Origin of the sequence: Tolumonas lignilytica (assembly GCF_000527035.1) — a bacterium.
GTDB classification, from domain to species: Bacteria; Pseudomonadota; Gammaproteobacteria; order Enterobacterales; family Aeromonadaceae; genus Tolumonas; species Tolumonas lignilytica.
Map to the genome: position 1 here is coordinate 991,219 of NZ_AZUK01000001.1, position 11,624 is coordinate 1,002,842.

Consider the following 11,624-nt stretch of genomic DNA (forward strand, 5'->3'; position numbering starts at 1 on the left):
CTGTTTCCTGTGTTTGTTGACGGCAATGTTGGTTGTAAGGTTATCCCTGATGGATCTGCCGCGAGGGGCGCTGTGCACGCTCATCTTCTCGCTGTATATCCAGCAGGGTATCCTCGATAAAAGCCAGATGCTCATGGCAAGCATCTCTGGCCTGTTCTGGGTGGCCCGCCAGGATCGCCGCGATCAAATCTGATCGGTGACGGCGGATCCGGTTAACCACCCCCGGACGCTGATTCAGTACTTCCAGATTTCCGAGAATGTTACGTTCCAGTAACTCCCGGATGGCACGCATCAGATGCAGCAGCACCACGTTGTGCGATGCTTCGGTCATGGCGAGATAAAAAGCAGAAACGGCTTTGGCTTCTGCAGCGACATTACCGCTGGTCTGTGCGGCCTCGATATCACTTTGTATCTCGCGCATTTGCGCAAAATCATTTTCATCACCACGAAGTGCCGCGTAATAAGCCGCGACCCCTTCGAGAACATGACGGAATTCCAGCAGATCGAATTGTGAACCTGGGTGATTAGCTAATAACTCGAAGAAAGGGTCAGACAACCCACGGTTCAATTCGCTTTTAACGTAGGTACCACCACCCTGACGGCGATAGAGCAAACCACGCGCTTCCAGACGTTGGATTGCTTCGCGCAGAGAAGGGCGGGAAACACCGAACTGCACCGCCAATTCACGTTCTGGCAGCAGTTTCTGTCCTGGCTGCAACGTGCCGTCGACAATCATCTGTTCCAATTCGGCAACGATGCTGTCGGAGAGTTTTGGTGTAGTTGGTTTGTATTCTGTCATGTGAAATTTGTTAATTTGGTATTACCAATACATGAATTGTTAAACAAATTAGCAAAATCATTAACAACTGTCCACGAATTATCTGATTAAAATCAAAAAATGTGGGAATTTTTACGCATTCCGCCTTACAGCAATTACAACGCATTAACAAATGAAACAGAGATGGGATGGTTTTAGATTTTCATGAGGAATTACAGTCTACTTAGCGAGAATGCGGGTGCGATAAAACCGATGGGAACGAGGTTTAAGATAGTTCATTAAAAACAATGAATTAACTTTGAAGATAACCGCAGTAAGGCTGTAGACGTTCTTCAGCCTCACGGGCCGATAAATGTAACTGGTTTGTAAAATCAGTTTAAAAAACGAACCGGTCTGACCATTAATACCGTTAGCGGCAATGGATATGCAATGTGGCAGCCACATTCCGGGCGGTGATACGGATGTTTTCAGCCGCCTGCGTCAGTGCCTCTTCCAGCGTACAGACATGATTTAACACACTGAATACGCTATCGATGCCCTGCGCATAGACCAGTGAAAAATCCGCCCCCAGACTCCCGGCAATCGCAATGACGGGTTTGTTATAGCGTTTTGCGATCCGGGCAATACCAACCGGGACTTTCCCGTTCACACTCTGACTGTCTAACCGCCCTTCGCCGGTGATCACGAGATCCGCTTCTGCAATCGCCTGCTCCAGCCCCACCGCCGACGTGACCATATCAATCCCAGAGCGTAATTCCGCTTTCATAAAAGCCAGTAGTGCAGCGCCCGTTCCGCCGGCCGCTCCCGCCCCTGGCGCAAACTCCACATCCACTCCTGATTCTTGCGCCACGATACGGGCGTAATGTTTCAGGTTGTCATCCAATAACGCGACCATCGCCGGATCCGCCCCCTTCTGTGGGCCAAACACATGAGACGCGCCCGACGGCCCGGTGAGTGGATTGGTCACATCGCAGGCCACAATAAACTGGCAATGCGATAACCGAGCATCCACCTGCGCACAATCAATGCTGGCTAACGCCGCAAGCCCCACCCCGCCACGAGGAATATCAACGCCATACTGATCCAGCAACCGATAGCCCAGTGCCTGCAACATCCCCGCACCACCGTCATTGGTTGCACTGCCGCCCAGCCCGAGAATAATCTGAGTCACGCCCCGATCCAGTGCCGCCCGAATCAATTCACCCGTACCATAGGTGCTCGTGACTAACGGATTGCGGACAGATACAGGAATTCGCTCCAGTCCACTCGCCGCCGCCATTTCAACCACTGCACAATGCGGATTGATCAGGCCCAGTTCCGCATCAATCGGATTTCCTAGCGGATCACTGACCGTAACGCTGATCTTCGTCCCTCCGGTCGCCGTCACCATGGCATCCACGGTGCCTTCTCCGCCGTCCGCCATCGGGAAAAGCCGATACTCCGCATCAGGAAAAACAGCACGAAAGCCGGCCTCGATGGCAGTTGCAACACCCAGCGCACTCAGGCTTTCTTTATAGGAATCGGGGGCAATGACAATTTTCATCAATGACAACTCGCGTTATGACTGAAAACTTATGACTGAAGACGAGCACCTTCGCACGAATACGCACGACCATCTCAGTTTACTTGATTAAAGTGCGATACTGCTCCCAGTCAAATGACGCGCCGGGGTCAGTTTTTCTGCCAGGGGCAACGTCGGCATGTCCGGTGATCCGGGCAGGCGTGATGGCCGGAAAAGCGTCTTGGATCGCGGTCGTGAGCATCGCCAGCTGTTGATATTGCGCCTCGGTATAACCGCTGTCATCGGTGCCTTCCAGCTCAATACCAATCGAAAAGTCATTGCAGTTTTCACGGCCTTCAAACTGCGAACGCCCGGCATGCCAGGCGCGATCAAGAAAACTGACGTATTGCACCACTTCTCCATCTCGGCGGATCAGACAATGTGCCGAAACCTCCAAATGTGCGATCGCTGCAAAATAAGGATGAAAATCAGGATCGAGGTGGCCCGTAAACAAGGCATCAATATAGGGGCCGCCAAATTGCCCCGGCGGTAAACTAATACCATGCACCACCAACAAAGAGATCGGCTCATTTTCTGGCCGCTGATTATAAAACGGAGAAGGACAATGCCGAGCCTCGGTGAGCCATCCCTGTTCATTTATCAACCATTTTTTTTGCAACATGGTAGTTTACCTCTCTGTTTTTAGCGCCCAAGCATGCTACATGGTATGCTTATCTCCAGCATCTTTTTGTTTCGACCGGGAAAACCGGCTAATTCAACAGGACTTGTCATGTTGCAAACTGATATTCAGCGCACAGTACGTGCCGCTCTGGAAGAAGATTTAGGTGGCGTACTCGATGCGCATGCCGATATTACCGCACAATTGATCCCCGCAGACAGACAGGCCGAAGCCTATGTTATCACGCGCGAACAAGGGGTATTTTGTGGCAAAGCCTGGGCCGAAGAAGTGTTCACCCAACTCGGCGGCAATGTCCGCATCGAATGGAAAGTGAAAGATGGCGACCCAGTACAACCGAATCAGGAACTGCTTCGTATGTATGGTCCGGCACGCATTCTGTTAACCGGTGAACGTTCCGTACTGAACTTTATCCAGACGCTGTCCGGGGTCGCCAGCAATGTTGCACTCTACGTTCAGCAACTCGCCGGCACTCACTGCAAATTGCTGGATACCCGCAAAACAATTCCAGGCCTGCGCACGGCGCTGAAATATGCGGTCACCTGTGGCGGCGGCGCAAATCATCGCATGGGGTTGTTCGATGCTTACCTCATCAAGGAAAACCACATCATGGCCTGTGGTGGCATTGCACAAGCAATTGAAACCGCACGTGCGTTGAACCCGGGTAAAAAGGTCGAAGTTGAAGTCGAAAATCTGGATGAGCTACAGCAAGCGCTGGACGCAAATGCCGATATCATCATGCTGGATAATTTTGAAGTTCCGATGATGTATGAAGCCGTCAAGATCAATGCAGGAAAGGCCAAACTGGAAGTTTCCGGCAACGTCACACTGCAAACCATCGCTACTTATGCCCAAACGGGTGTTGATTATATTTCCGTTGGTGCGCTGACCAAACATACACATGCCATGGATCTCTCCATGCGTTTTGTATAAACCACTGTAAATCCGCTTCGGTTGCCGAAGCGGATTTATCCTTGCTGACGCAGGCCGGTCATTCCAAAAACCTGACAACCCATTGCACAGGGGAATCAGGTCAGGATGAATTTCTCAATGACGTGCGCCACACCATCTTCTTCGTTGGAATGTGTCACGTAATCAGCGATCGCTTTGATATCGTCAAACGCATTGCCCATCGCAACCGATAATCCGGCATACTCCAGCATATGCACATCGTTGCCCGCATCACCGACACAAATGACCTCTTCAGGTTTGATCCCCAGGTAATCAGCCAGCATCGCGACACCATTGCCTTTATTACTGTTTTTATTCAGAATTTCTAAAAAGAATGGCGCACTTCTGACTACCGTAAACCGCTCGTAATAATCTGCTGGAATTTGCTCAACTCCCGGAGACAAAATCTCCGGTTCATCCACCAACATCACTTTGATAATAGGGTGATCTTCGGATAATTCATTGAAATCAATCAGTGTCAGCGCAATGCCGTTCATATCACGCTCATGGGCGGTGTAATGGCTGAGTTTTGGCGAAATCAGCCCCAGCTCAGTAGAGAACGCGTGTGTATTTACGCCGATTTTCTGGCTGATAGAATAGACATCATGAACATCTTTGCCACTGATCAACTGGCTACAGATGGTTTCCCGTGTTCCCACATTTTTGATCAGCGCACCGTTATAACTCAGCGCATAATCATCATTGCTAGTCAGTTCCAATTCGGTCAGGTAACGTTCTAACCCCTCAATCGGACGCCCTGATGCCAACACCACCTTCACCCCTTTCTGCCGGGCTTGTTGAATAGCACTTTTCGTTCGCTGAGAAATCGTACCGTCACCACGCAACAGCGTGCCATCCATATCAAGAGCAATCAGCTTATACATCGTCATCACCGGAATAGAAAACCTGCCACCATTTTATCGGATAAACCGGTTTCATTCAGCGGATTTAGCGCTTCCTTTCATCAGGAATGAATTAACGGAATTAATGCACCGTTTTTAATTTTCCTCAAATTCCATCGAATCAATAACACCCACCACACCGTATTGCACTTAATAATAGGCATAAACACAGTATAAAAAACCAACATTTTTATTTGTTGTAAATTTTTAAACCACAATAAAGACAAACGCCAAAATTTTATTTAGGATCTACAGCCACCTTCCAATGTTCGGATGAAGGTAGCAGGAGAGGATGGTTCTACATCCACCGAAGAAGTGAATCTTTCAGGTGCCGCAAGGCGAGGACTGCTACTGGACGAGACTCTGAAGAGACCCGTTAAATCGGGCGCCGAAGGAGCAAAACCGCACGGTTGAAACTCTCAGGCAAAAGGACAGAGGGGATGGAACGATATATCTGGTGATCCTCACCGGGTAGGTGTTCCCGTCTCCTCCTTTCACGAATGAACAACTTCGTTTCAGGAGGATCTAAACAACTATGCTTCATTCATTTCTCACCGCCGTTGATGACTTTATCTGGGGGCCGCCACTACTGGCATTATTGATGGGAACAGGCTTGTACCTCACCATCCGCCTGGGTCTGCTTCAGGTGATCCGTCTGCCATTAGCGTTAAAATTGGTCTTTTTCCCGCCGAAACACGATGACAAAGAAGGCGATGTCTCCAGCTTCGCGGCATTGTGTACTGCCTTATCAGCCACGATCGGTACAGGGAATATCGTCGGGGTCGCCACTGCCGTCAAACTGGGTGGTCCGGGTGCTATATTCTGGATGTGGATTGCCGCTTTTCTGGGGATGGCCACCAAATATTCCGAAGGCTTGCTTGCCGTGCGTTACCGCCAGAAAGATGCCAATGGTCAGATGAGCGGTGGCCCGATGTACTATCTGGAGAAAGGTCTGGGCAGTAAATTTCTGGCCTGCGCCTTTGCCTTATTTGGTATCGGCGTCGCATTGTTCGGTATTGGTACTTTTCCTCAGGTAAATGCCATTGCAGATGCGGCACAGTTTGCTTTCGAAGTGCCGAAATGGATCACAGGGCTGACGCTGGCCGTTCTGGTTGCACTCATTACCGTGGGTGGCATTGAGTCTATCTCTCGTGTCTCCACCAAAGTCGTGCCCTTTATGGCCGCGCTGTATGTCATAAGCTGTTTGGCGGTCATATATCTCCATGTTGACCAAATGCCTGCAGTCATTGATCAGATTTTGAGTGCAGCCTTCACGACAACTGCTGCCACGGGTGGTTTTGCCGGTGCCACTATGATGCTTGCATTGCAGGCTGGGGTTGCGCGCGGTGTATTTTCTAATGAATCAGGATTAGGATCAGCACCTATTGCAGCCGCCGCCGCAAAAACAGACTCTTGTGTTGAACAAGGGTTAGTCTGTATGACCGGAACCTTCTTCGACACCATTATCATCTGCACCATGACCGGGATCACCTTGGTTTTAACCGGTGCTTGGCAGTCTGAGGTCGCAGGCACTGCGATGACGAATATGGCCTTTACGCAAGGCATAGGTAGTCAATTAGGCTTTTATCTGGTCAATATTGGTTTATTGTTCTTTGCCTTCACCACCATCATTGGCTGGAACTACTATGGTGAACGCTGTACAGAATATTTGTTAGGTGTTAAGGCCATTAAACCTTATCGTTGGCTCTTCGTCATTCTGGTTGCCGTAGGTGCCTTACTGCATCTGGATTTGATTTGGGTCATTGCGGATATAGTGAACGGGCTGATGGCGATTCCTAACCTGATCGGGTTGATTGGTTTACGTCATATCATCACAACAGAAACGTTTGCTTACTTTGGTGCGCCAAATACAGCAACAACTGAAGCTGATACAGAAATCGGCTGATAACGCATACCATTCTGTCTATCGCATTGATATTCAGATACACATAAAAAAACCGGCTTCAAGCCGGTTTTTTTGTAAATCGAGTAAACAGTTAACTTAGTTGTTTACTGTATCTTTCAATGCCTTCCCTGCAACAAACGTAGGCACGTTAGAAGCGGCAATGGTGATTTCCTGACCTGTCTGTGGGTTACGACCAGTACGACTTGCACGGTGATTTACTTTGAAAGTACCGAATCCAACCAACTGAACAGGATCACCTTCTTTCAGGCTTTGAGTAATGGTATCGAGAATCTGCTCCAGTGCCGCTTTAGCCTGGGCTTTGCTCATGTCAGCCTTGGCTGCAATCGCATCAACAAGCTCAGTTTTGTTCATACGCAATCCTTATTATGTAAGCCGATCAAAAAAGCTGCCTCAATCTAGTCAAAATTAATCTGACTGGCAAAAACTTTCTGCCATGACGCCATGAAAAACAGCACATTTTCACTGAGAACTACATTGCTGTCACAAAATATCCTGTCCATTGATTCAACTTTATACTGACTGATGATATTTCATGCAGCCTGGCTGCTAGTCCAACGCGATCCCCAGATTTGAAATACCATTCCCGGTAGCCAGCGTTTTTATATTCCAAATGACTTCAGCATCTCGGGGCCGTGAGACCTGCGCCAGTAATTCGACCTGAAACGCCATTTCGTCTTCAATTAATGGCTCAGCGTAAAGTTCTTCGGCGGAAAGTTCCTTTTCTTGCTGCATTTCAATGAAACCAACAACGCTGCCTAACGATGTCTGACTCACATCATAGGCTTCATCGCCCAGACGAAACACCACCGAATTATAGGCTGTCGCCAACGCCACACAGGCATCTAACGCAGGCCATGCACCATAGCATTCTTCACTTTGCGGTTCCGGCATGTTGGATTCTATTTGTTCCAATATCGCGGATAAATCGATCCGCATGCTTTTTTCGGTCAGATACTGCCACATGGTATCGAGCGCATGACGGATCAGTTTGGTGTCACCACGCCCCGTGCTTTCAGCATACAGACAATAATTGGGATACATTCTTTCACTTAAAGCCAATGCAAAGACGGTTTGCTGCCATGGCATCAGCTTATGCAGTTTCTTATAGAATTTGTCACCAAACACAGGATTCTCCTTTATACAAGAGCTGAATTGTATGCCACTCAACCGAGAATGAAAAACGAACTCACACCAAAAACATGAACAAACCCCATCCGACATCGCACAAAAAACAAACAATTGCACTGCGTAACCAGATTTCCGGGCTCATTTTATTGTCATAGCCCTACTCTACGTGATACAAATCTAACTTTGTGCCATCTAGGGAAAAACTAATTTTTACCCTGCATTTAGTGATGGTATAACAGTCTAATTTTTCAACAGAGCGAAGACAAAACAATGAAACGGATTTTGACACCGTTTACAGGTTTGGCGAATCGTGAATTACCCATTCCCCGACAGCACCTGTACGCTATCATTATGCTGGCATGTTTCTCTGTAGCCAGTATTACTCTGTTGCCCCCACCCGGGGAATTATTGACCAATAAACCGATCCCTGTTGCCAGCGATGATGTTTCTGTCGATGCTGAATTAAGTAAACAAGCAGCAGACACTGAATTTGTAAACGTACCAAGTGATTCGCTACTTGACGATGACGGCATTACCGATGACATGACTGCGTCAACCGGTGAACTCCAGTTAATGGACTATGTGGTCAAAGATGATGACAATTTGTCGTACATTTTTAACACGTTAAACTTGTCGCCAGCCACCTTGCAAAAATTACTGGAAGTCGACATCCAGAATTCTTTAGTCCGCTTGAAGCCTGGGCAAAAAATCTCTTTTTACCTTGATGACGCAAACGTTGTTCAAAAGTTATATATCCCTTTAGATCTTGATAAGCATGTTGTCTTTGAACGTAAAGGCGATGGTTATCAGTCTCACGTTGAAAAAAATGGCGATGTAACTGACAACACCACACAAGACAGTGTCGCGACAACCGATGAAGATACCCAATCTGCTGCTGATACACAGACTGTTTCGACTGAAAACACGAAAGTCAGTAAGAAAGAAGCTGCGCGTATCGCTGCCGATGAAAAAGCCAACAAAAAAGCAGCAGAAAAATCAAAAGCAGCCGAGAAAAAAGAAACAGTTCGCCCAGCTGTTCGCCCAACACGGGTTTTACGCGGTACAATTTCAGGCTCTTTTGGTAACAGCGCTCGTAACGCAGGTTTAAGCGCCGGACATATTCACCAAGTTGCACGTCTGTTTCAGGGGCGAATTGATTTTCGTCGCGACTTGAAAAGTGGTGACAAATTCAAAGTCTTGTTTGATCGCAATACTGTGGCTGGGAAAGCTGAAAGTGATGCTCGTGTTTTAGCTGTCATACTCACCGCCAAAGGCAAAACCTATTCAGCCTTCCGTAGTGCCAGCGACAACCAGTTTTATGATGATGATGGCAGCAGCCTCAGCATGACCAAAAGTGGTAAGTTCATGCGTTATCCCATCCCATCGTCTACTAAAGTCAGCTCTGGATTTAACCCTCATCGTCTTAACCCTGTTACAGGCCGTGTCATGGCCCATAACGGCACCGACTTCTCCGTACATGTCGGAACTCCTATTGAAGCCACTGGTGATGGCGTAGTGGTTAAGGCTACACGTCATCCAGACATGGGGATCTACATAGTTCTTCGTCATACTGGTCGCTACAGTACTGTTTATATGCATCTCAGTAAATCACTGGTAAAACCAGGACAGAAGATTAAGATGGGACAAGTGATTGCTCTTTCAGGCAATACCGGTCGTTCAACCGGGCCACACTTACACTACGAATTCCATGTCAACAATCGTCCTGTAGATGCAATGCGTGTCGATTTGCCAATGAATGAACCGATGCAAAATACCGCGAAGAAATCGTTGTTGGCGAAAATTAATGAATATAAACGTATGATGAATGCCGGATAATCGTTTTTCATCCATACTTAGCAATAAAAAAACGGCCTAAAGCCGTTTTTTTATTGCCTGTAATCCGCTGTTATTGGTGATATGGCGCAGAAAAATGGTGCACCGCATCAACAAAGGTTTTCACGCGTTCAGGTTCAATATCTGGAGTAATACCGTGCCCCAGATTAAACACATGACCGGAACCATGACCATATGCCTGTAAAATTTGCTGAACCTTGTGAGTTACCAGCGCATCATCACCAAGCAATACCGCAGGATCCATATTCCCTTGTAAAGCAACTCTATTTCCAACTTGCTGTCTGGCCATCGAAATATTCGTCGTCCAGTCTAAACCAATGGCATCACATCCCGATGCAGCAATTGCGTCGAGCCACTGGCCGCCACCTTTGGTAAATAAGGTGATAGGGATGGTTCTGCCTTCATGCTGACGCTGAATGCCCTGAACAATTTGAGTCATATATTGCAGTGAAAAGGTCTGATAATCGTCATGAGACAGCACCCCACCCCATGTATCAAAAATCATCACAGCATCAGCACCAGCAGCAATCTGAGCATTCAAATACTGGATCACACTCTCAGCCAATTTAGCCAGTAAACCATGTAACAACTGCGGTTCGCGATACAACATTTGTTTAATGCGGCTAAATTGTTTACTGCTGCCACCTTCCACCATGTAGGTTGCTAATGTCCAAGGACTACCGGAAAAACCAATTAATGGAACTTTTTGTTTTAGTTCCTTTTTTATAGTGCGTACTGCATCCATGACATAACGCAATTCACTTTCCGGATCAGGAATTGGCAATGTATCCACATCACGTTGGTGCTGAATGACCTTGGCAAATCTAGGGCCTTCACCCGCCCCAAAACTGAGCCCTAATCCCATTGCATCAGGAATCGTCAGGATATCGGAAAATAAAATGGCCGCGTCCAGCTCAAAACGACGCAGTGGTTGTAATGTCACTTCACATGCCAATTCAGGTGACTGACACAACGTCATAAAATCACCGACTTCGGCACGTAGTTGTCGGTACTCAGGAAGATAACGCCCTGCCTGACGCATTAACCAAACGGGCGTTCTATCAACAGGCTGACGCAATAAAGCGCGTAAATAACGATCATTTTCTATTTGTGTCATTTTATTGTTCTGATTGCTTCATATTGGTTAATTCTAACATTCTGCCACTTAACATGCTGCTAACAATCTGCAAACTGACTAAAGCATAATCGAGATAGCGACCGAAAAGAGACTTGCTTAACAGTTGTAATATTCAATGGTGTGTCATTTTTACCAAAAGCCGCACAATGTGTTCAAAAGGAATTAAATTTCCGACTCGCGAACAAAGGAGGCAACATGCTGGTTAATCTTGATAAAATACGCCAACAAGTCGCAGGTAAACATCCCGCAATTGATGCCTGGTTGAATGTTCGCCGAAATTTGTTAGTTGAATATATGCAATTGGCCGGATTGATGCCGCCTTATCGCAAAACTTTACCCGATAACGAAGCGCTCTCTGATTTCTGTGGTCGTTTGGTTGACTATGTTTCAGCCGGACATTTTGAAATTTATGAGATCCTGATCGATGCTTATGAAAAGATAGACGGTCGCCATTTATCTTTAACTAATCGTTTGATTGATCGCATTCAGGATACCACGGAGGCGATTCTGGACTTTAATGAAAGATACAGCGACATTAAAGACGATGAGTTACCAGAACTGGAAACCGACCTCAGTCAGTTGGGGCTGACACTGGAAGAACGCTTTAAACTTGAAGATAAATTAGTGCTGGTTTTGGATGTACTGAATAATGGTGAGCTGTTAGAACAAACCCCAAAATCAGCAACCACAGCCTGATTTCTGGTTTCTGAGTGTGTTACATTCACTCAAAACCAGTTGGCATAAGGGA

11 protein-coding genes and 1 riboswitch are annotated in these 11,624 nt (G+C 47.2%); of the genes, 4 read left to right on the forward strand and 7 right to left on the reverse strand.

Features of this window, described 5'->3' with window-relative positions:
• Positions 1-40 precede the first annotated feature (40 nt).
• From pdhR to ampD, 3 genes are all read right to left on the reverse strand, one after another.
• The gene (gene pdhR, locus H027_RS0104675) at positions 41-799 is read right to left on the reverse strand and encodes a pyruvate dehydrogenase complex transcriptional repressor PdhR (RefSeq protein WP_024871364.1); all 759 of its coding nucleotides are present in this window, start codon (positions 797-799) and stop codon (positions 41-43) included.
• 388 nt (positions 800-1,187) lie between these two features.
• Positions 1,188-2,321 carry a glycerate kinase gene (locus H027_RS0104680; RefSeq protein WP_024871365.1) on the reverse strand — a complete coding sequence of 378 codons (1,134 nt, stop codon included), beginning with the start codon at positions 2,319-2,321 and terminating at the stop codon, positions 1,188-1,190.
• A 79-nt stretch (positions 2,322-2,400) separates the two neighbouring features.
• Entirely contained in the window at positions 2,401-2,961 is a 561-nt protein-coding gene (gene ampD / locus H027_RS0104685) for a 1,6-anhydro-N-acetylmuramyl-L-alanine amidase AmpD (RefSeq protein WP_038149168.1), read from the reverse strand.
• A 108-nt stretch (positions 2,962-3,069) separates the two neighbouring features.
• Here ampD and nadC point away from each other — a divergent pair, with 108 nt between their 5' ends.
• The gene (gene nadC, locus H027_RS0104690) at positions 3,070-3,909 is read left to right on the forward strand and encodes a carboxylating nicotinate-nucleotide diphosphorylase (protein WP_024871367.1); all 840 of its coding nucleotides are present in this window, start codon (positions 3,070-3,072) and stop codon (positions 3,907-3,909) included.
• A gap of 95 nt (positions 3,910-4,004) precedes the next feature.
• Here the strand turns inward: nadC and yidA are convergent, their stop codons facing one another.
• On the reverse strand, positions 4,005-4,811 hold the full coding sequence (yidA, locus tag H027_RS0104695; RefSeq protein ID WP_024871368.1) for a sugar-phosphatase: 807 nt from the start codon (positions 4,809-4,811) through the stop codon (positions 4,005-4,007).
• A gap of 371 nt (positions 4,812-5,182) precedes the next feature.
• Positions 5,183-5,274: riboswitch (glycine riboswitch) on the forward strand.
• 90 nt (positions 5,275-5,364) lie between these two features.
• On the opposite strand from yidA, the gene H027_RS0104700 reads away from it, so the two are divergent.
• On the forward strand, positions 5,365-6,735 hold the full coding sequence (locus H027_RS0104700) for an alanine/glycine:cation symporter family protein (protein WP_024871369.1): 1,371 nt from the start codon (positions 5,365-5,367) through the stop codon (positions 6,733-6,735).
• A gap of 96 nt (positions 6,736-6,831) precedes the next feature.
• On the opposite strand, the gene H027_RS0104705 is transcribed toward H027_RS0104700, so the two are convergent.
• The gene (locus tag H027_RS0104705; RefSeq protein WP_024871370.1) at positions 6,832-7,107 is read right to left on the reverse strand and encodes an HU family DNA-binding protein; all 276 of its coding nucleotides are present in this window, start codon (positions 7,105-7,107) and stop codon (positions 6,832-6,834) included.
• A 195-nt stretch (positions 7,108-7,302) separates the two neighbouring features.
• Positions 7,303-7,881, reverse strand: a complete 579-nt coding sequence (locus H027_RS0104710) for a YjaG family protein (RefSeq protein WP_024871371.1) — start codon at positions 7,879-7,881, stop codon at positions 7,303-7,305.
• Positions 7,882-8,154: 273 nt separating this feature from the next.
• Between H027_RS0104710 and H027_RS0104715 the strand changes: the two genes are divergently transcribed.
• Positions 8,155-9,720, forward strand: coding sequence for a peptidoglycan DD-metalloendopeptidase family protein (locus H027_RS0104715; RefSeq protein ID WP_024871372.1), 1,566 nt, complete (start codon positions 8,155-8,157; stop codon positions 9,718-9,720).
• A gap of 70 nt (positions 9,721-9,790) precedes the next feature.
• Here H027_RS0104715 and hemE read toward each other — a convergent pair whose 3' ends face one another.
• Complete coding sequence (hemE, locus tag H027_RS0104720; protein WP_024871373.1) at positions 9,791-10,855, reverse strand: uroporphyrinogen decarboxylase; 1,065 nt, start codon at positions 10,853-10,855, stop codon at positions 9,791-9,793.
• Positions 10,856-11,071: 216 nt separating this feature from the next.
• On the opposite strand from hemE, the gene H027_RS0104725 reads away from it, so the two are divergent.
• On the forward strand, positions 11,072-11,572 hold the full coding sequence (locus H027_RS0104725) for an Rsd/AlgQ family anti-sigma factor (RefSeq protein ID WP_024871374.1): 501 nt from the start codon (positions 11,072-11,074) through the stop codon (positions 11,570-11,572).
• The last annotated feature ends 52 nt before the right edge of the window (positions 11,573-11,624 follow it).

Excerpts from the sequence above, each read along its gene's own strand:
- hemE (WP_024871373.1), bottom strand. The coding sequence starts at position 10,855 with ATGACACAAATAGAAAATGATCGTTATTTACGCGCTTTATTGCGTCAG.
- H027_RS0104700 (WP_024871369.1), top strand. The coding sequence starts at position 5,365 with ATGCTTCATTCATTTCTCACCGCCGTTGATGACTTTATCTGGGGGCCG.
- H027_RS0104715 (WP_024871372.1), top strand. The coding sequence starts at position 8,155 with ATGAAACGGATTTTGACACCGTTTACAGGTTTGGCGAATCGTGAATTA.
- H027_RS0104680 (WP_024871365.1), bottom strand. The coding sequence starts at position 2,321 with ATGAAAATTGTCATTGCCCCCGATTCCTATAAAGAAAGCCTGAGTGCG.
- H027_RS0104725 (WP_024871374.1), top strand. The coding sequence starts at position 11,072 with ATGCTGGTTAATCTTGATAAAATACGCCAACAAGTCGCAGGTAAACAT.
- H027_RS0104705 (WP_024871370.1), bottom strand. The coding sequence starts at position 7,107 with ATGAACAAAACTGAGCTTGTTGATGCGATTGCAGCCAAGGCTGACATG.
- yidA (WP_024871368.1), bottom strand. The coding sequence starts at position 4,811 with ATGTATAAGCTGATTGCTCTTGATATGGATGGCACGCTGTTGCGTGGT.
- nadC (WP_024871367.1), top strand. The coding sequence starts at position 3,070 with ATGTTGCAAACTGATATTCAGCGCACAGTACGTGCCGCTCTGGAAGAA.
- pdhR (WP_024871364.1), bottom strand. The coding sequence starts at position 799 with ATGACAGAATACAAACCAACTACACCAAAACTCTCCGACAGCATCGTT.
- ampD (WP_038149168.1), bottom strand. The coding sequence starts at position 2,961 with ATGTTGCAAAAAAAATGGTTGATAAATGAACAGGGATGGCTCACCGAG.